At 65.4% G+C, this 19,169-nt stretch carries 16 protein-coding genes; 5 read left to right on the top strand and 11 right to left on the bottom strand.

Annotated features, from left to right (window positions below):
- Nucleotides 1–235: 235 nt before the first annotated feature.
- The 4 genes from P8R42_06505 to P8R42_06490 all read right to left on the bottom strand — a co-directional run bounded on the left by P8R42_06505 (nucleotide 236) and on the right by P8R42_06490 (nucleotide 5,200).
- On the bottom strand, nucleotides 236–1,378 hold the full coding sequence (locus P8R42_06505; GenBank protein MDG2304299.1) for a serine hydrolase: 1,143 nt from the start codon (nucleotides 1,376–1,378) through the stop codon (nucleotides 236–238).
- 78 nt (nucleotides 1,379–1,456) lie between these two features.
- Complete coding sequence (locus tag P8R42_06500; GenBank protein ID MDG2304298.1) at nucleotides 1,457–2,254, bottom strand: enoyl-CoA hydratase-related protein; 798 nt, start codon at nucleotides 2,252–2,254, stop codon at nucleotides 1,457–1,459.
- Between the two features lie 11 nt (nucleotides 2,255–2,265).
- A complete protein-coding gene (locus tag P8R42_06495) occupies nucleotides 2,266–3,729 on the bottom strand; it encodes an aldehyde dehydrogenase family protein (protein MDG2304297.1) in 1,464 nt (487 codons plus the stop codon).
- 295 nt (nucleotides 3,730–4,024) lie between these two features.
- Complete coding sequence (locus tag P8R42_06490; protein ID MDG2304296.1) at nucleotides 4,025–5,200, bottom strand: cytochrome P450; 1,176 nt, start codon at nucleotides 5,198–5,200, stop codon at nucleotides 4,025–4,027.
- 89 nt (nucleotides 5,201–5,289) lie between these two features.
- Here P8R42_06490 and P8R42_06485 point away from each other — a divergent pair, with 89 nt between their 5' ends.
- Both P8R42_06485 and P8R42_06480 read left to right on the top strand, forming a co-directional pair.
- Nucleotides 5,290–7,233 (top strand): hypothetical protein, encoded by a 1,944-nt coding sequence (locus tag P8R42_06485; protein ID MDG2304295.1) that lies wholly within the window; start codon nucleotides 5,290–5,292, stop codon nucleotides 7,231–7,233.
- 76 nt (nucleotides 7,234–7,309) lie between these two features.
- Entirely contained in the window at nucleotides 7,310–8,161 is an 852-nt protein-coding gene (locus P8R42_06480; GenBank protein MDG2304294.1) for a hypothetical protein, read from the top strand.
- Here P8R42_06480 and P8R42_06475 read toward each other — a convergent pair.
- Genes P8R42_06475 through P8R42_06460 form a run of 4 tightly spaced genes read right to left on the bottom strand, consistent with a single transcriptional unit; the run spans nucleotide 8,107 to nucleotide 12,183 of the window.
- Nucleotides 8,107–8,337: a glutathione S-transferase N-terminal domain-containing protein gene (locus tag P8R42_06475; GenBank protein ID MDG2304293.1), complete on the bottom strand. Its 231-nt coding sequence runs from the start codon at nucleotides 8,335–8,337 to the stop codon at nucleotides 8,107–8,109. The genes P8R42_06480 and P8R42_06475 overlap by 55 nt on opposite strands.
- An 18-nt stretch (nucleotides 8,338–8,355) precedes the next feature.
- The gene (locus P8R42_06470; protein ID MDG2304292.1) at nucleotides 8,356–10,683 is read right to left on the bottom strand and encodes a TonB-dependent receptor; all 2,328 of its coding nucleotides are present in this window, start codon (nucleotides 10,681–10,683) and stop codon (nucleotides 8,356–8,358) included.
- Nucleotides 10,684–10,731: 48 nt separating this feature from the next.
- Nucleotides 10,732–11,907, bottom strand: a complete 1,176-nt coding sequence (locus P8R42_06465; protein ID MDG2304291.1) for an acyl-CoA dehydrogenase family protein — start codon at nucleotides 11,905–11,907, stop codon at nucleotides 10,732–10,734.
- A 42-nt stretch (nucleotides 11,908–11,949) separates the two neighbouring features.
- Nucleotides 11,950–12,183 (bottom strand): hypothetical protein, encoded by a 234-nt coding sequence (locus tag P8R42_06460; protein MDG2304290.1) that lies wholly within the window; start codon nucleotides 12,181–12,183, stop codon nucleotides 11,950–11,952.
- Between the two features lie 162 nt (nucleotides 12,184–12,345).
- On the opposite strand from P8R42_06460, the gene P8R42_06455 reads away from it, so the two are divergent.
- Nucleotides 12,346–13,947: an RluA family pseudouridine synthase gene (locus P8R42_06455; GenBank protein ID MDG2304289.1), complete on the top strand. Its 1,602-nt coding sequence runs from the start codon at nucleotides 12,346–12,348 to the stop codon at nucleotides 13,945–13,947.
- Here the strand turns inward: P8R42_06455 and P8R42_06450 are convergent.
- Together P8R42_06450 and P8R42_06445 are read right to left on the bottom strand one after the other, a co-directional pair.
- Nucleotides 13,941–14,765, bottom strand: a complete 825-nt coding sequence (locus P8R42_06450; GenBank protein MDG2304288.1) for an amidohydrolase family protein — start codon at nucleotides 14,763–14,765, stop codon at nucleotides 13,941–13,943. The two genes, P8R42_06455 and P8R42_06450, sit on opposite strands and share 7 nt — an antisense overlap.
- A gap of 20 nt (nucleotides 14,766–14,785) precedes the next feature.
- On the bottom strand, nucleotides 14,786–15,109 hold the full coding sequence (locus tag P8R42_06445; protein MDG2304287.1) for a hypothetical protein: 324 nt from the start codon (nucleotides 15,107–15,109) through the stop codon (nucleotides 14,786–14,788).
- Nucleotides 15,110–15,787: 678 nt separating this feature from the next.
- Between P8R42_06445 and P8R42_06440 the strand changes: the two genes are divergently transcribed.
- Together P8R42_06440 and P8R42_06435 are read left to right on the top strand one after the other, a co-directional pair.
- Nucleotides 15,788–16,879 carry an amidohydrolase family protein gene (locus P8R42_06440; protein MDG2304286.1) on the top strand — a complete coding sequence of 364 codons (1,092 nt, stop codon included), beginning with the start codon at nucleotides 15,788–15,790 and terminating at the stop codon, nucleotides 16,877–16,879.
- Nucleotides 16,880–17,076: 197 nt separating this feature from the next.
- Complete coding sequence (locus tag P8R42_06435; GenBank protein MDG2304285.1) at nucleotides 17,077–17,295, top strand: hypothetical protein; 219 nt, start codon at nucleotides 17,077–17,079, stop codon at nucleotides 17,293–17,295.
- 159 nt (nucleotides 17,296–17,454) lie between these two features.
- Here the strand turns inward: P8R42_06435 and P8R42_06430 are convergent, their stop codons facing one another.
- Nucleotides 17,455–19,167, bottom strand: a complete 1,713-nt coding sequence (locus tag P8R42_06430; protein ID MDG2304284.1) for an AarF/UbiB family protein — start codon at nucleotides 19,165–19,167, stop codon at nucleotides 17,455–17,457.
- Nucleotides 19,168–19,169 lie beyond the last annotated feature (2 nt).

The following is a 19,169-nucleotide window of genomic DNA, read 5'->3' as shown; positions in this document are numbered from 1 at the left end:
CCGGCATCACGCCGCTTCCCCCGTGTTCGAACTCTGGAGCCGGTTCGGTCGCTTCGATCAACCCTTTGGTTCAGAGCTTCAACTCGAACCTGAACTGCCAGTCGCCTAGTGGCGCGTTCATCGACACGGTTCTGTTCTAAGTCGACACTCGTCCCTTGAAAGAAAAAGGCGGGTGGGGAATCAACCCCACCCGCCTTTTTTCGTTCAGGAACCGCCGCCAGGCCCCCGAAAGCGCCTAGCCCGCGGCGTCGATCGCCTCGTTCACGTGCCCGATGGTGCGCCGCGTGAGAGTCGAGCCCAGGTCCGAGGTGACCTCGATCACGAGGAAGGCGCCGTAACCGCGGTCCTCGTCGAGCCAAGCCGTGGAGCCGTAGGCGCCCGGATCGGTGATCAGAGACGGGTTCTGCCGGTCGACCCACCAGCCCATGCCGTAGCCGGGCCCATTGCCGTACGTGCGCGCAACGCGGTCCTCGTGGAGTTGGGCGACCGCGGCCTCGGACAGCACGCGGTTCTCACCGCACATCCCGCCCCGCAGATGCATCAAGAGCAGTTCCCCGTAGTCGGCGATGGAGGTGTATACCCCGCCCTCCATGTTCGGGTTGTCCGACGGCAGCAGAACGCCCGGGTTGCCGTCGAAGGCGGGAGGGTAGCCGAAGGGATCTCCGTCTTCGGCCATGACCTGGACGAAGTGGTTGTTGTAACCCAGCGCCGTGAGGCCGCAGGGCTGGGTGTAGGTCTCGTCGATGAGCTCCGCCCAGCTCTTGCCCGAGACGATCTCGGCCACGGCACCCGCGACCTGCCATTGGGCGCCCCCGTAGCGGAACTCCGTATCGGGCGGGATCACGTCGGCGTCGTCCTGATCGGTCGTGAAGATCTGCCGAGCGCAGTCCTGGAGCGTGCCGGTGAAGAGGTACTGGCAGAGGTACGGCCCGTAGGTCGGATCGGGCCCGAGGCCCACCAGGCCGGAGCTATTCGACACAAGCTGGGCCGGGGTGATCGCAGGGTTGTCGTTCCCCCACTCCCCCACTGCCTCAACGATGGGCTCGTTCATGTCGAGAATGCCCTGATCCTGGAGCCGTAGAAGCACGCCCGCCGTGATCATCTTGGAGGACGACGCGATCAGCGAGATCCGGTCCTCGTGGTAGTTGCCGAAGCCCCTCTTCAGAACCACACCCTCGTCGCGGTGGACGATGATGGCGCCGACCCCTTCGACCTCGGCGTTATCCGCGATGAACGCGTCGACCTCAGCCTCGAAAGCCGAAAAATCGAATGTTCGTAGTGAGTTTTCGGGGTTCACCCCCGAACCAGTCGGGGAACTGTCGCCGCACGCGGCAAGGAGGAGCACCGCGCCGAGTGAGATTCGCTGAGCTGTCTTCATGACCTGGGACACTAGCCCCGCCGAATTGGACGGGAAAGCGCTTTCGAGCCCACCCGTCGAACCGGACGCCGACCCGACTCAGCGGCCCTCGAACGTCGCCTCGCGCTTTTCCAGGAAGGACGCCAGCGCCTCTGCGAAGTCCTTGGTGCGGAAAAGCTGGAGGAGCTCCGCCATCACGTGGTGGGCATTGGCATCGAAGCTCGACTCGAGCCCGAGGCGCATCGACCGCTTGGTCGCCGCGACCGCCAGGGGGGCGTTGGCCGCGATCTCCTCGGCCCAGGCACGGGCCTCGTCCAAGAGGCGATCGTGCTCGATGACCCGGTTCACGAGGCCCAATTCGAGCAACTGGGCCGGCTCGAGCGGCCGCCCGATGAGGAGGATCTCCGACGCCTTCTGCCAGCCCACCAGCCGCGGGAGGAGCCAGGTCCCGCCGCTCTCCGGCACGACACCACGCCGGACCGGGCAGACCATCTTGGCCCGGTCGGACGCCAGGATCATGTCGCACCCGAGCGCCAGATCCATCCCGTAGCCCGCGGCGGGCCCGTTCATCACACAGATGATCGGCGTATCGATCCGCCGCAGAACCATGGGCGGCAGACCGTCGATCTTGACGGCGCTCTGGCTCTGGCCGCGCCCGCCCGGGGCGAGACTCGAACCGCCCCCCATGGCCGACACGTCCTGCAGATCCAGACCCGCACAGAAGCCGCGGCCGGCACCCGTGAGGAGGATGCACCGCACGTCAGGTTCCAGGTCGGCGCTCCGGAGCGCGTCCGCGAGGCCGGTCAGCATGTTGCCCGAGATCGCGTTCATGCGCTCCGGGCGATTCAACGTGATCGTGAGAACGTTGCCGGAACGCTCGGTCTGCAGATCTGCCATGAAACCTCTCCTCAGGACGCCGCCGGCCAACCGACAGTCTTGGTCTCGGTGAACATCTCGAGCCCCTCGCGCCCGCACTGACGGCCGATTCCCGACGACTTGTAGCCGCCGAAGGGGGCGTCGGGGCCGTACCAGATCCCGCCGTTCAGCCCGAGCGTGCCGGTCCGAATACGGCGCGCGACGCTCTTCGCGCGATCGAGGCTCCCGGACGTGATCATCCCAGACAGGCCGTAGGGCGAGTCATTGGCGATTCGTACCGCATCGGCTTCGTCGTCGTAGCCAATCACGCACAGTACCGGCCCGAAGATCTCCTCCTGCGCGATCGTCATCGAATTGTCGACGTCGGCGAACACGGTCGGCTCGACGAAGAACCCCCTCGACAGGTGCTTCGGAATGCCTCCGCCCGTCACGACGCGGGCCCCCTCCTCGCGGCCTTTCGCGATGTAGCCGAGCACGCGTTCCTGCTGCAGCTTCGAAACCTGCGGGCCCTGGAAATTCGAGGCATCGGTCGGGTCTCCGTAGCCGACGTTCTCGAACGCGACCTTCGCGAGTTCGACACTTTCGTCGTAACGCGACTTCGGCACGAGCAGCCGCGTCGACATCGCGCAGCCCTGTCCGGCGTGCATGCACATCCCGGCGGCACCGGGAACGGTCGCGGCAAAATCCGCATCATCGAGAACAAGGTTCACCGACTTCCCACCGAGTTCGAGGAAGACGGGCTTCAGAGTCTCCGCAGCCGCCGCCATGATCCGACGGCCGGTGGCGGTCGAGCCGGTGAACGCGATGAGATCGACATCGGGCGACCTGCTTAGAACCTCACCCACCGCGTGATCTCGGGACGGCACGATGTTCACGACACCCGGCGGCATGTCGGTCTTCTCCGCGATGAGCCGACCGATCCGCGTTGCATTCCACGACGTGTCCGGAGCCGGCTTCAGGACGACCGTGTTCCCCATCGCAAGAGCGGGCCCAAGCTTGTTCAGGATGATCTCGAGCGGGAAATTCCACGGCACGATCACGGCGACGACGCCGATCGGCTCCTTCCAAACCTCGCGCTCGTTGTCCCCGATCCCGAACGGGTTCCCGAGGCCGATCGAACGCGCCCATTGGAACTCGTCGATCTGGGCGGCCGGCCAGGTGAGCGCCTCGCGCAGGGGTGCGTCGAGCTGTGGGCCGAACGTCGTCAACAGCGGACAACCGACTTCGGCCACCAACTCGGAGCGAAGCTCCTCGCGCTCGCCTTCGAGCGCGGCCTGGAGTTGGAGCAGGCACTTCTTGCGAAACGCTCCGTCCGTGCCCCAATCCGTGCCGTCGAAGGCACGGCGGGCGGCAGCGACGGCGCGCGCCATGTCGCTCGCGGAACCGCTCGCGACCTGCCCCAAGACCTCTTCGGTCGCCGGATTCAGGTTATCGAAAGTCGCCCCACCCTCGGCCTCCACCAGCTTGCCGTCGATGAGCATTCGCAGCTCGCCCATGGTTCGTCCCCTTCTGTCGTGCAGGTTGGAAGAATAGTCGGATGATTCCTAGCAACCGGCTCGCGGGGCGCACGCCCGGGCGGGGAAATACTCCCAGTCGCCAGGGAAGTTCTTTAATCTCGGCGGTTTCTCTAATCGTCACTCTTGTGGCGGTTTGTCGGAGGGGGGGCTTCGGTGGTTCGTCTTGGTCTCCAGCGGGCACGGGAGCTTCTACGGACCTCGGTCGGACGCGGGAGTCGCTGGCGGGTCGGAGCGATCCCCGGCGAAGGAGTTGGGGGTTTCACTGGCGCCGGGGTCAGGACGGGTCGAAGAGGACCGGCAACGTGACCGGCCCGCGAAACGCATGACCACGGATCTCGGCTGGCGGTGCACCGGGATCGAACCGCAGATTCGGCAATCGGTCGAGCACGGCGTTCACCCCGACCAACAACTCGAGACGCGCCAGATGCATCCCGAGGCACAGGTGGCGTCCCCATCCGAACGACAGGTGCCCCGGCTGTTCGGGACGATCGAGATTCCACTCGTCCGGTTCCTCGAAATGTTGCTCGTCGCGGTTCGACGCGCCGACCATCATCGATACCACCGTCCCCGCGGCGATCGGGCACCCGGCGACTTTAGTGTCCTGCTTTGCCACGCGAGACACCAACGTCACCGACGTCTGCCATCGAAGCGTCTCCTCGATCGCCCGAGGCACGAGCGAGCGGTCGGTGCGAACGCGTTCGAGCGCGCTCTGATCAGAGAGCAGTGCGAAGAGCGTGTTGCCGAAGACCCGGTACGTCGTCTCCGCTCCGGCCGGCAACAGAAGTCGGAGAAACCCGTAGATGTGCTCGTCGGAGAGACGCTCGCCGGCGACCTCGGCGGTCACGATGTCGGTCACCAGGTCGTCCTTCGGATTCCGCTTTCGTTCCTCGACGATGGGCGTGAGGTAGTCGCGCATCGCCTTGGAGGACGCGAGTCCGCGTTCGGGGTTGAGCGGGCCACTGCTCACGTCTTCCGCCCACGATTGGAAGCGATCCACATCCTCGACGGGTACGCCCATGAGGCTCGTGATCACTTTGAGCGGATAGCGGCTCGTGACAGCACGAACGAGGTCCGCGCGGCCGTCCGGGACGATCGCATCGAGGAGCTCCCCGATCGTCGGCTCGATGAGCTCCGACTCCCATCGCTCGAGGGCCGAGCGTCGGAACGCGTGCGAGACGAGGTTCCGGTACACGGTGTGCTCGGGGCCATCCATCCCGAGAAGGACCGTCCCCATGTACGGGCCCATGCTCTCCTGATTCACCCTCGCCGAGAAGGCGGCTTCATCCTTCAGCACGGCCTCGCACGCGTCTCGCGTGAAGGCCTTCGCGTTTGGAAGCCCCATCACCTGCTTGATCTCGACCGGCCCGGCCTCCCTGCGGGCCTTCCAATCCGGGTAGGGGTCGAGCACCGTCAGCTCGAGTTCGGCCAGCGTGGGCAGTCGATCGTCCATCGAGCCCGGCTTACCAGGATTCCGCCCACAGGCGAAGGCCACCGGACCCGCTGCTTGTTTCCGGAGCGCGCAACCGCGAATCTCGCTGGATGTCGTCGCGAAAGTTCGGCCTCGTCTTGCTAGCTCTGACCCTGGTCGCCTGCGGCCCGGCCGTCACCGTGAAGCGGGTGAGTCCGCACGACGTCTACCAAGGCGACTCGGCAAGCATCCTCGAGACCGGCGAGACCACGCGCTTCTCGAGCATCGAGTTGCACCTGGCGGGGATCTCCGAGGAGAAGGCCCGGCGCGACATGCTGATCAAGATGCACAAGCGCGCGGTCGTGGACGGCTACCGGGGGCCCCTGCTCGCTCTCGCGGAGCTCGCGTATCTCGAGGGGCAACGCACCGAGAGGCAGACCGAGTATCTCGGTGCGGCAGTCTACGCCTATCTCTACCTGTTCGGCGATCTCGAAGGAGCGAAGCCGACCGCGTGGGACCCGCGGACGCGCATCGCGGCGGACATCTACAACCGCGCTCTCGCCCGAGCATTCTCGACCGACGATGGCGACCACTTCCTGCTCGAGAGTGGCACACGACGGCTCCCCGTTGGGCAGATCGCCATCACCGTCCCTGTCTCGACGATCCAGTGGGAGGACAACGTCCTCTTCGAGACCTTCCAGCCGGCCGACATCTACGAGGTCGACGGTCTCGCGGCCCGCTACCGACAACCCGGACTCGGCGCTCCTCTCATCGGCACGCGAACACTCCGTTTAGGCGAGAAGGGCCTCTATCCGCCGGAGCTCGACATCCCGGCGACCGCGTTCCTTCGGGTCGACGGTGGGCTGGAGCAACTCCGGACCGGAACGCTCCACGGAACCCTGGAACTTTACGACCCACTCGCCACTCCGACGATCTCGGTCGCCGGTCAGGTGATCCCCCTCGAAGCGCAGACCACGACGGCGTATGCGTACCTGCTGGGCTCTTCCCCCGTGTGGGACTTCGAGTTGGCCGGATTCCTCTCCGGCGCCGACGAGACGATCCCGCCCGGGATCTCCCTCGCCGAGCCCTACCGGCCAGACGCAATCCCGGTCGTCCTGGTGCACGGTACCGCCTCGAGCCCGGCGCGTTGGGCCGGCCTGTTCAACGATCTGAACAACGACCCGACGATCCAGAAGTACTTCCAGTTCTGGTTCTTCACCTACAACAGCGGCAACCCGATCGCGTACTCCGCGGCCAAGCTCCGCAAGGCGATCGGCGAAACCCTCCACGAGCTCGACCCGGACGGCGACGACCCCGCCATCCGCGACATGGTCCTGATCGGCCATAGCCAGGGCGGGCTGCTGGTGCGCGGGGCGATCGCCGACTCGACGGAGCTCGACTGGAAATCGCTCGGGATCCAACCCCCAGGTGAGCTCGAGCTCGAACCCGACGAGCGCGCGACCTTGGAGGAGATGATGATCTTCTCACCGACGCCGGGCGTAAAACGTGCCGTGTTCGTCGCGACTCCACACAAAGGCAGCTTCGTCGCGGGGGGCATCTTCGGCCAGATCGGCGCGGGGCTCGTGTCCGTCTCGAAGACCGTCTTGAAAATCCCGATCCAAGCCGTCAGCGTTCCGCTCGAACTAGCGACGAAGGGTACGGTCGCGTTCAACGAGTCGGAGGTCCCCAACGCCGTCAACAACATGGCGCCCGACAGTCGTTTCAATCGAGTCCTGCAAGCGATCCCGATGGCAGCCCACGTCCCTCGCCACTCGATCATCGCCGTCGCGGGAGACGGTCCGGTCGAGGAAGGGAACGACGGCGTCGTCGAGTACAAGAGCGCCCACCTCGAAGAGGTGGAATCCGAAGTCGTCGTGAAGTCGAGCCACTCCGTGCAATCGAACCCGGCCACGGTCCGCGAAGTCCGGCGCATCCTGCTCGAGCACTTGAAGGCCTCGGGCGAGGAGAAGACCGCGGCGGGATCCGCGAGAGCACTGAAAGTTCACGTCACTCGGAGTGCCGAGAGCAATATGGCATCTGCCATTGCACCTGCGTGGGCCCGCCTTGTGGGTTGACCATGGGTATGACATCGGAGTATCGCCACGAAATAACATCGCGAACTCTATTCTCTAGTTCTGAAGGAGAAGCTCGATGAGGCTTCACGCTTTTTTCACGCCCCTGTACCTACTGCTCATCGCTGCGCTCGCGTTGCCCTCGGCCAGTTTCGCGATCGACTACCCGATTCGCGGCCAATCCGGCCTCGCGCGAATCGAGACCAACACCGGTCTACCCCGCCTTGCAAAGATGCGTTCACGCGCTCCCAGAGGGAGCAGCATCAAGATGCCCAAGCCCGGTAGCGCGGACGACCCGACCATCGTCGGCGGAACCTTCCGCAAGTGCGTCTTCCCGGCCGGCCCAGGCTGCGACAGAATCGACCTGCCCGCCGAAAACTGGCGAGGCCTTGGCTTCCCCGCCGGAATCAAGGGATGGCGCTACATCGGCTACGGCACGGCCAACGACCCCTGCCGATCCATCCGCATCACCCACAGCAGCATCAAGTTAACCTGCCAGGGCCCCCACAGCCTGGACGAGAACTTCACGCTCCCTGTGGGCGACAGGTCTGTCGTCGACGAGCTCACGCTCGGCGACACCCGCTACTGCACGAAGTTCAACCGCCCGTTCCGCAAGGACAGCGCGAAGAAAGGCAACTGGCGCTCGAAGGGCGCCCCGGCACCCGCAACGTGCCCTTCGCTCGACGCGATGCCGACGCCCGTTCCGACGCCGACATCCGTACCGACGCCGACGCTCGTTCCGACGCCGGCGCCGACGCCGGTTCCGACTCCGACTCCGACTCCGACGCCCGTTCCGACTCCGACGCCCGTTCCGACTCCGACGCCGACTCCGACTCCGACTCCGACTCCGACGCCGACGCCGACTCCGGAGCCGCTCTACGGATCGACCTCGGAAGCGTTTGTAGCTGCGACGGCAAGCTTTTTGGACTGAGGGATCCGGACCGCGGGCTGTGCGCGTAACGGCCGGGAGTCTTCTCGGAGCACCGGGATCTTACCGGCCGGGTTGAGCGCCAGGTACTCGGGCGTCTGCGTTTCGCCCGTCCGAGACTGGATGGGGCGCGTTTCGTGCGGCAGGCCCAGTTCGTGAAGAACCCAATGCACGCGCATCGTGCGCCCCGTCCCCGCTCAGAGCCGGTAGCTCAGTTCCGCGCCGTACGTTCGGCCGACCTGGAACCAGCGGTTTCCGGTCCCGAAACTCGAAGACGACGAGAACGCGTAGTCGAAGTATGCCTCGTCCAGGAGGTTTCGGGTCCACAGTCCGACCTGTGCCCGGTCGTCGAGGAAGTCGTAGCTGACCCGCAGGTGCACGAGATTGTACCCCGACTGCGTGCCCTGCGGGATCTCGGGGCCCAGATACAGGACGTTCCCTTGATAGGACCAGTCCACCCGGGGAGTGATCCAACCCTGCAGCCACTGCGGCCCCGCGAAAGACACCGGCAGCGAGTACTGGATAGCGATGTGGGACTGGATCTCCGGAGTCAGCAAGAACCGTTGCCCGGCCCGGTCGACGTTGTCGCCCGTCACGTCGTCTAGGCCTTCGAAGTCGTCATACCGAGCGTCGAGCAGTCCGACAGAGCCCGTGATTCGCAGCCCGTCCATCGGCAAGGCCTGCAGTTCGAGTTCGAGACCCTTCGTCGTCCCGCTCGCCGCATTGAGCGTAACGCGCTGAAGGTTCGGCAACCCGTCGCCATCGGTGTCGCCCAGGTCCTGGAACTTCGTGATCTGAATATCCTCATAGTTGCCGAGGAAGAGTGACAAGTTGAGCGTCACCCGTTGCTCGAACGAGATCGTCTTCACTCCAAACTCGAATGAATCGAGTGTCTCCGGATCGAACCGGTTCAGCTCCTCGGCAAACGGCGATGTCACCGCGTCGAAGCCGCCCCCTTTGAACCCGCGAGAGTACGTGAAGTACCCCATCAGGTGGTTCAGCGGCGTGCCGTCCGTATATTCGTCGGGCAGTCGAAGCGCGAGGCTCCCCATCGGTGTCCACGCAGAGAAGATCACGCTCTTGTCGCGATCGAGCTGCGGCGGCTCGGGCATGCGGGGATCGTAGAACAGGAGGTGCAGGCCCTTCTTGTCCTCGGTGTACCGCAGCCCCGCCGTGAGGCTCGCCCAATCCGTCATGTCCAGCGTTGCTTGCGCGAACGGCGCCCACGTCCAGTTGCTGAAGTCCACGTCCGTCGTGGTCGCCGCGTCGAGTGCGTTGCCCATTGCCCAGATCGTCCAGAGCGCGGTGCCCTTCTCCCACAATACGAAGTAGCCGCCCACGAAGTTGAGACGATCGTCCCACGCCGAAGCGTTCAGCTGGATCTCCTGGCTGATCTGCTGCTGGAACCCGGGCTCGCCGTCGAGCACCCCGCCGCCGACACTCGCGAGCTGGATTACGGGGAACTCCGTCATGTCGAAGTCGTCCCGCCCGCGCGGGTGCTGCTGACGCCACGAGGTGATCGACTTCACCTTGAGGTGATCAATGGGCCCGACTTCACCCACGTCCCATGCAATGGTTCCCCACGTGCCGTAGCTCTCGACGTCCGCGATCGTCGCGGGATCGGCTTCGAACTCATACTTCCCCGACGCGCGACACGCGTCGTACAGCCCCGGCTGCAGGTTTCCGAGGACGGTCTCGCGAACGACCAGGCATTGCCCGCCCCGCTGGCGACCGTGATTGCGCGACCACGAGCCACTCACGTTGATCGATACGTCGTCGACCGGCGTGAACCGAAGCGAGCCCAAGAAGGCGAGAGAGTTCGTATCGGACCAGTACTCATTTCGAAACGTGTTGTAGGTGTACCCCCGCCGATTCGTGGAACTGAACGCCACTCGCGCCGCCAGTCTCTCGCGCAGCCAACCGGTTCCGATCGGCGTGTTCACCATCATCCGCGTGTGCAACGAGCCCAGATTGCCGGGCCGCAACAGGGCCCACGCTTCGAGCTGCTGCGTCGGCTTCACGGTCGTGATGTTGAGCGCCCCGCCGACCGTATTCTTTCCGAAGAGCGTCCCCTGGGGGCCGCGCAGGACCTCCACCTGCTCGATGTCGAGCACGTCGACGAGCTGCCCGAGAGACCGCGGCAGATAAACGCCATCTACGTATACTCCGACGCCCGGATCGAAGGCGACCTCGCTGGTCGACGTGCCGATCCCTCGAATCCGAATGCGACCCTCGAGGCCCGAACGTCCCGTCGGCATCTGGAGGTTCGGAACGAGTTCCTGGATCTCGTCGAGGCGAGTGACACCGGCCTCGCGCAGCGTCGCCTCGCTCAGTGCCGTGACGGAGATCGGCGTATCCTCCAACAGCTCCGCACGCCGCCGGGCGGTGACGACAATCTCTTCGATGCTGCGGCTCTCGTGCCGCGAAAGGGTCGCGCCCTCGGGCGCAGTCTCTTGCCCGCCGGCAACGGTCGGCAAGCAGAGCGTCGCAAGGAGGCTCGAGAGGAGAAAAATTCCCGAACTCACACCCCCAGGGATATCGCGGCGAGCCCCCGCCGGGCAAACGCACCCCGCTCAGAAGTTCTTCGGCAGGCCGAGTCCGCGCGTCGCGATGATGTTCTTCTGGATCTCACTCGCGCCGCCGCCGATCGTGTCGACGACCGTGTACCGATAGCTGCGCTCGAACTTCCCATCCAGGAGCGCCCCCTCCTCGCCCGGGCGCAAAACGCCGTCGGGCCCCAAGAGATCGAGAGCGGCATCCGCCACGTGCTGTCCACATTCGTTCATAAACAGCTTGTATTGGGACGACTGGATCGTCGGAATCTTGTCCTTCAGCGCAGAGGAGATGACCCGCGCCTGAAGCATGCGCGAAACCTCGAGCTCGGTTACGAGCCGCGCGATCTGATGACGCACGATCGGGTCCTCTCGAAGACGCCGGCCGGAGACCTCGGCATCGTGCGCGTGCGCGCAAAGCGCTTCCACCTTCTTCTCGAGCCCACCGATCGGCATCATTGCAAATCGCTCGAGATCCAGAGCTTCGCAGATGTACGTCCAACCGTGATTCACCTCCCCGACGACCATGTCGGCCGAGACCTCGACGTTCTCGAAGAACACTTCGTTGGTGCGTTCGTCCCCGATTGTCCAGATCGGTCGGATGCTCAGCCCCGGGTGCTTCATCGGAATCAGGAACAGCGTGATGCCCTTGTGCTTCGAATCCGGATCAGTTCGGGCCCCCACCCAATACCAGTCGGCGAAGTGGGCGGACGTGGTCCACAGCTTGGCGCCGTTGAGAACCCAGCCGTCGCCCTTCCGTTCCGCCTTGAGTCGCATCGAAGCAGCGTCCGAGCCGGCGTCCGGCTCGCTGTAACCGATCGCGAATTCGATCTCGCCGCGAAGGATCTTCGGCAGGACCTCGCTCTTCATCTTGTCGCTTCCGTGCCGGATCAGCGTCTTGCCCACGATCCCGACGCCCTTGCCGGGCTGCGGCGCCCCACGCCGTGCAAGCGCCTCCGTGAGCACGAAGTCGTAGATGCCCGACATTTCCCGGCCGCCGTACTCTTTCGGCCAGGACATGCCGAGCCACCCACGCTCGGCAAGCTTCCCTATGAAAGCTCGCTTCGCCGGCGTATCCACCGTCTGGGACAACTGCTCGGGGTGCGGGTCCATCACGTCGGGCGATGCGTTCTCGTTGAGGAAGGCCTCGACCTCCTCCGCGAAGGCGCGCTCATCGGATTCAAGATCGAACTTCATGACGGTCAGTTTACCGAACCGCCGGCTGGTTTGCCCGTGGCGTCACCGCCGGGAGCGCGCGCCGCTTCCGATGATCCCAAGGTCGAACAGGGCCGCCAGGCCGACCGCGAACAGCGAGGCCCCCTGGACCGCGCCCGTGATCGGATCGAAGCAGTACGCGTAGACCAAGGTCGTGAGCGGAAGGAACAGCCACCCCACGAGGAGCCAGAGAAAGTTTCCACCGAAGACGTGCTCGACGGCCGCGGGCGCCATGAACCAAACGATGAAGAGAACCATCCGCGGAAAAAAAAAGCCGAGCAACGCAAGTAAAACGGGCATGTACGGAGAGTCTGGCAGACCCGTTGCCACCGCGAAAGCGCGGCCCGCGCCCTGGCCTCGAGACGACGCCGACGCACCCGCCTGATCCGAAGCTTCCAGACGACCTGCTAGACTCGACTCGTGACCCACCCCCAAGGCCCGGCGGGCGAGAGCACGAGCTATCGCGGTGCGTGTCGCGTGTGCGGTACACACCACGGCCTCGAGCGAACCCCCGACGCCGCGGCCGTCGCCCAGCAGCTGATGGCTCGGTTGCTGCACGATCCGAGATTCGAGCGCGCCGGCAAGATGTTCGGCGTCCTCGTCGGGGAATCTTCCGACGGCAGCGCCGCGGAGCTACATGCGTTTTCCGGCATGCTCGACGGAGAGCCCTTCGCGCACGGCTTCGTCGGTCCGACGCGATCCGCGCGGCTGACTGCCCAAGCGGAGGCGGCCACGCTCACGGCCCTCACCGAGTTGAGCACCCGAATCGAAGCGCTCGACGTCACGGGCGCAGAGCGAGCACTCGCGACCGCACGCCATCGCTTCGACCACGAGATCGCGGCGCTCGTGTCAGCGCGCAACGCACAAAAGCGGCTTCGCGAGCACGAGCGCGAAGCACTGCGAGCCTCCGGCGAGGACACCGCCGACCGCCTCGCGGAAATGGAGGCCATCTCCCAGCGCGAAGGCGGTCGTCTTCGCGCGATACGGCGCGAACGACGCGAGGCCCTCACACCTCTGGAAGAAACGGCCAGCGACCTGCGCGAACGCCGAGCCCTCCTCCGTCGCGAGCGCGGCGACCGGTCCCGCACTCTGCAGGCAGCCATGCACGCCTCCCACGGACTGCTCAACTTCGCCGGTCGCTACGCGCGCCTCGAGGAGTTCTTCCACGCGGGCATCCCGACCGGCGCCGGCGAGTGTTGCGCCCCGAAGCTCCTGCACGAAGCCGCGCTTCGCGGGATTCGACCCACGGGCGTCGCCGAGTTCTGGTGGGGGCCGCCGCCTGCGTCGGGCGGACGGGAACACGGTCGGTTCTATCCACCATGTGCCGAGAAGTGCGGGCCGATCCTCGGGCATCTCCTCTGTGGGCACGAAGCCCCGCACGCCCCCCTCGATATCCTGTACGAGGACGACGACCTCCTCGCGATCGACAAGCCCGCAGGCCTGCTCTCCGTTCCTGGCCGTACGAGCGCCTCTGCGGACTGCGTCGAGACGCGGCTGGAACTACTCCGTCCCCTCGAATTTTTGCGGTCCGCGCACCGCCTCGACCAGGCCACGTCCGGCGTCCTCGTGATCGCCCGCTCGCGCGAAGCCCACCGGCAGCTGAGTGCGGCCTTCGCGAGCGGCCGCGTCGCGAAGCGCTACCGCGCCAGGGTCGGGGGTAGGGTCGCCAAGGACTCCGGCGAGATCCGCCTCCCCCTCCGCGGTCCGATGGAGACGAGACCACGGCAAGTCATCGACGTGGACTCCGGACGACCCGCGTCAACCCGCTTCGTCGTCGTCGCTCGCGGGGAGAACACCACCGACCTCCTCCTCGAACCCCACACCGGCCGCACTCACCAACTGCGCGTGCATTGCGCCGACCCCGCCGGGCTGGGGACACCCATCATCGGCGACGCGCTGTACGGCACCGCCGCACCGGGGCAACGGCTCCTCCTCCACGCGAACGCGCTTCGACTCGCCCACCCGAGGACCGGAGCCCCCCTCGAGATTACCTCCCCACTCCCCGCGGAACTCGATCAGTAACGAGGCTTCCGCTCCGAGAAGAAGAGCTTCTCCGCGTTTGCGTAAAGGTACTTGTCGAGGACCCCTTCGCGGAGATCGAGCGCCTGCGCTTCCGCGAGGCAGCGGTTGAACGAGAGCACTGGGTGATCGGACGCGAACAGGACCTTGTCTTTACCCCGCGTGTTCATGAAATGAACGAACTCGTCGGGCAAGTACTTCGGCGAGTACGCAGACGTCATCAGATAGAGGTTGCGGTACTTGATCATGAGCCGGCTCGCGACACCCCACCAGGGATCCGCACCGTGCGCCATGCAGACCTTGAGTTCGGGAAACTGGAAACAGATGCGATCGAGGTAGATCGGATTCTGACACTCCCCCGGCATCGGCGGCCCCGGCAGCCCAGTATTGATGGACACCGGCAAGTCGAGCTCGATACATTTCACGTACAACGGGTAGTAGAGGGGATCCGTCGGAGGACGATCGACGGAGAACGGAACCACGCGCGCCATCGCGATCGGATAGTCGCGAACGAGCGCCTCGAGAGCCCACACTTCATCCATCTTGCCCGTGGGCTGCAGCCACGCCGCGTACGCAAACCGGCCGGGGTACTTCACGTGGAACTGAAGCACCCGTGGATCGGGCTGCTGAGTCCCGATGGAGAGCACGGCCTTCTCGATGCCCGCCGCGTCCATGTCGGCGACGAGCCTCTCGGCCTCGATGCTCTGAAAGAACTCTTCCCCGGCCTTGAAGTAGTCCTCCTTCACGCGAATGAGGTATTCCTCGGGCCGGGTCTCGCCCATGTTCACATTGACCCAGGGGTCAATCGCTCGAATCTTCATGAAGGTACTATGTCGATCCGTTATCGATCCGGCAACGCCCCGCGCTGGTCGAACGGGAACGTGCAGTTCGCCTCGAGCAGGCAACCGCGGAGGTCTTCACAGCTCGCAATCTCACACTCGTCCATGCGGGCAAAGGTCTCGCTTCCGAATACGAACGACAATCCGCGACAGACACCCGCGAAGATGTTCTCCGGGTCGCACGAAGAAACCGCCGCTTCGATCGATCCGAAGATCTCGATGTTGCCAGGCGCCGGCGAGAGCGTCGGGAACAAGGGCGGCATGCAGCCATCGAGAAGGATCGTGATGGGGCCCCTTCGCGCCGGGCACGAGATTGAAGAGCCCATTGTGCACCGCCTCGGATCCGAGCACTGGATCGGGCGCGCCGAAGAGCGTGAGGAACGGCTTGTCGTAGGCTGCGAGTCCCGCCGTCGCATCCTCCACGACCTGGCTCGGCCGGAGTAACGGCGTGCGAAGCGACCACTCGATCCAGCGATCGAAGTCGGCGAAACCTTCGAAGTCACCGAGCGTGCAATCGATCTCGCTCGACTCGGGCAGCCGGAACGGATTCGCAGCCCCACGATCCCACCCCAATCCTGCCCGAAAAGGGTAATCTCCTGCAGGCGCAGCTCCTCCACGAATTGCCAGGCCCACGCGGTGTGCTGGTCGTAGGTATACGCGTCGAGGTCGATCGGTTTGTCCGAGCGACCGAGACCGATGAAGTCGACTGAAATCACCGGCCGGCCCGATACCGCGAGCACCGGGATCAGGCTACACCCGGGCATACGCTGCCCGATCGGGAACGCGCCGAGCGTCTGGCTGAAGCGCCCGAAAACATTGCTGGGGATTCCCACCGGGAGCACATAGAGGAGGAGTTTCCCGCTCCCCGTCAGCTTCGTCGTACTGGCGATCGCTTGAAGATCGTCGAGACGGACGCCGAGCGCATCGATCGCGCCTCCTCCCCTTCCCAAACGCCGGGGGGGGGGCATCTGGACCGCCCGCTCAAGCGACGATACACAACGGACATGAGCTCTCCCGACCGGATCTACTCCTGCGACGACCACCTCGACATCTCGGCCACCCCCCGCGACCTGTGGTCGACGCGACTTCCCGCCAAGTACCGTGACATCGGCCCGCGGGTCGTGGAGATGGGCAGCGCCCAGGTGTGGATGGTCGGCGACACACCGTTCGGGTTGAGCGGCAGCACCGGCGGCTATCCGACCGCGCTTTCCCGGGTCGAGGGGCTCGAGGACGACGCGTTTCGCCCTTCCAATCCGGTCCGGCGACTCGAGGACATGGAGCGTGACGGCGTTCACGCCTCGATCGTGTACGGGCCCGCCGCGTTGTTCCGCTTCCCAATCGACGAAGTGGAACACACGAACGCCACGCTGCGCGCCTGGAACGATTGGGCCGCGGAGGAGTTCAACAGCCACGCGCCCGACCGCTTGAGCGCCCTCCCCTTCCTTCCGAGCGACTCTCCCGAAGCCGCGGTCGAGGAGTTCCATCGCTGCGCAAAACTCGGCCACCGCGGTGCGATCCTGAACCCCTTCGAGGCCGCCATCGAAGACCCCGCCTGGGACCGACTCTGGTCCGCGGCCGCCGAGGCCCGCCTCCCCATCAGCTTTCACGTCGGCGGCGGAACGCGCGTCATGCCCGAACGCGATAGTTGGAAGATCGCCACCTTCGCTTCGGTGGTCCCCATGCAGCTCGACGAGCCGCTCGCGATCATGATCTTTTCCGGCGCCCTCGAGCGCGTGCCGAACTTCAATCTCGTTCTCGCCGAGTGCGGCGTCGGGTGGCTGCCCTATTTCCTGGCGCGACTCGACGCGACGTACGACAAGCACTCCGCTCCGTATCCGAGCTACAGCATCAAGACCAAGCCGAGCGAGATCTTCGAACGGCAGATCTACGCGACCTTCGAGGAAGAACCTCTGGGGCCGACTCTTCTGCCACTGCTTCCGCCCCGGAATTTCATGTGGGCGTCCGACTACCCCCACCCGGACAGCACGTGGCCGGAATCACGAAAGGCCATTGCGCACGCCCTCTCGAGCCTTCCCCCGGAGACGGTGCGCCTCGTGACGAGCGACAACTGTAAGGGTCTCTACAACCTCCCCTGAGTCGCTTCGCGACACCGACGGCACCCGCCACCGTAGGCGCCGCGGCGTCACGCACTTCGAGCGGAGTTTACAGCAAGCACGATGCACAGGCGTGCACCGCGACTGAACGCCCCTTCGTTACCGGGGTGGTCCCCGGCTCCCTCCCACCCGAAGGAACTCACGATGAACACGCTTTGCTCAGTCGCACTCACCGCCTCGTGAACGGCTACGCCCTCTCCAAGAACGGCGCGATCGACTACGTCACGTGGTCCGTCGACAGCAACGCCAAGGAACTCGTGCGCTTCGGCGACGACACCGACAAGTTCCTCCGCGCAAAAGAGATCGAGCTCCAGCGGATTCCCATCACGAGTCTCCGCATCCACCCCGCCGACCTGTTCGACGTACAGCTCGTGTGGCCCAAGGCTGCGCAGCAGTAGACCATCGGATCGATCGAGCTCACGCGCAGCGATTGAGGCAAGCCCTCGTGAGCGCAACCATTCCGACCAACCGGTCGACCGAACTCCGGTGGACCGGAGGCGACCCCGTCGGCTCCGGAGTGGGGGCCGGCGTCAACGCCGGCGTCGGGCTCGGACCTTCTAGCGACGGAACATCTTTAGGAGCGGCCCGAGCTTCACTGGCTTGCCGCGCCCGATGAAGTGCCACCAAAAGAGTGCCGTCCAGCCGCCGCCTGCGAGCAGCCCACATAGGACGCCGAGCGTCAGGTGCCCACCGCCCCCGGCAACGAGCAAGGCCGCACAAATCGAGAGCGACGCGGCGAACGCCGCGACCGCGAGCCGGCTCGCCATCTGGTGGAGAAGCGCCGGGATCTCGTCGAGGCCGGGCGTGACCGCGTGCACCTGCAGATTTCCCGTCTCCACGTCGTGCAGCACCTGATCGAGCTGCGCGGGCAAGCGCTGCGCGATCGATCCGAGATCACCCAGGTCCGAGGCGAGGCCCTGCAGGACCGACGCGGGCGAGAAGCGCTCCGCCACGACGTGTTCGACGTAGGGCCGCGCCAGGCTCACGAGATCGACATCCGGATGGAGGCTGCGAATCACGCCCTCGAGCGTCGCAGCGGACTTCGTGAGGACCGAATACTCCGGGGCCAGCTTGATGCGAAAGTGGCCCGCCGCGGCTGCGAAATCCTCGACGAATCCTGCAGAGTCGACGTCGGACAGACGAGCACCCGAGAGGTACTCCTCGTGAATCCGGTCGATCTCCCTCTTCAAGGCGCCGAGATCCACGCGCTGCGTCGGCGTCCCCATCCGCAGGAGTACACGCGCGATCGTGCCCGAGTCGCCCGAGATCACAGCGACGATCAGCGTCACTAGATCTTGCCGTTGCTCCTCGCGCAGTTTGCCGACGAGACCGAAGTCGATCAGGCAAACGCGCCCCTCGCCGTCGACCAGGATGTTGCCCGCGTGCGGATCGCCGTGGAAGAAGCCGTCGACGAAGACCTGCTTGCACGTCGAGCCCAGCAGCTCCTCGACTGCCGACCGTGCTTCGTCGCTCCCCGAAGTGAGCTCCCGCAGAGCGCACCCCTCGAAGAGCTCCATGCAGAGCACGGTGCGACTCGAAAGCTCTGGGAACGGCCGCGGCACGACCACGCTCCGTTCAGAATCGAGGAACTGCCGCGCCGCGAGAAGGTTTTTCAGCTCCTCTCGGAAGTCCAACTCCTCGAGGAGCGCTCGCTCGAACTCTTGGACGACGTCGGTGATGCCCATGAGCTGCATCTCGTCGATGCTGGCTTCGAGAACCTGCGCGGCGAGGTAGAGCAGGTCGAGATCGCCCCGCATCGTCTCCTCGATGCCCGGACGCTGCACTTTCACGACGACCGCCGTCCCGGCGTGCGTGACGGCGCGGTGGGTCTGCGCAATCGAGGCGGTCCCCAGAGGCCTCTCGTCGAACGACTGGAAGCTCTCTTCGATCGACGCCCCGAGGCCCTCCTCCACGGCCATCCGCACCTCGCCCGCCGGGAGAACGGGCGCATCATCCTGCAGGGTCTCTAGCGCGGTGATGTACTCGTCGGGCAAGAGGTCGCGGCGTGTCGAGAGGATTTGGCCAAGCTTGATGTACGTCGGACCCAGCGAGCCGAGGAGCCGCGCGAGCCGGACGGCCGCCGACTCCGATTCGAGCCCCGTCTCTTCATCCGGCGGCGCATCGCCGCCGAAGGCCTTCCGCACGAGGGGAGTGTCGGCCAGGAGCTCGCCGAAGCCGTGCTTGGCGACGGCTGTGGCGACCTCGCGCAGCCGGGCGAGATCTCGGAGCGCGACTCCTAGGGCGGAGGGGGTGGGGGTGTCCGACGGCATCG

The sequence above is a fragment of the Candidatus Binatia bacterium genome, from assembly GCA_029243485.1.
In the GTDB taxonomy this organism is placed as follows: Bacteria; Desulfobacterota; Binatia; order UBA12015; family UBA12015; genus VGTG01.
Note: the sequence above shows the minus strand (reverse complement) of the source record. Positions and strands in the feature narration are given on the sequence as shown.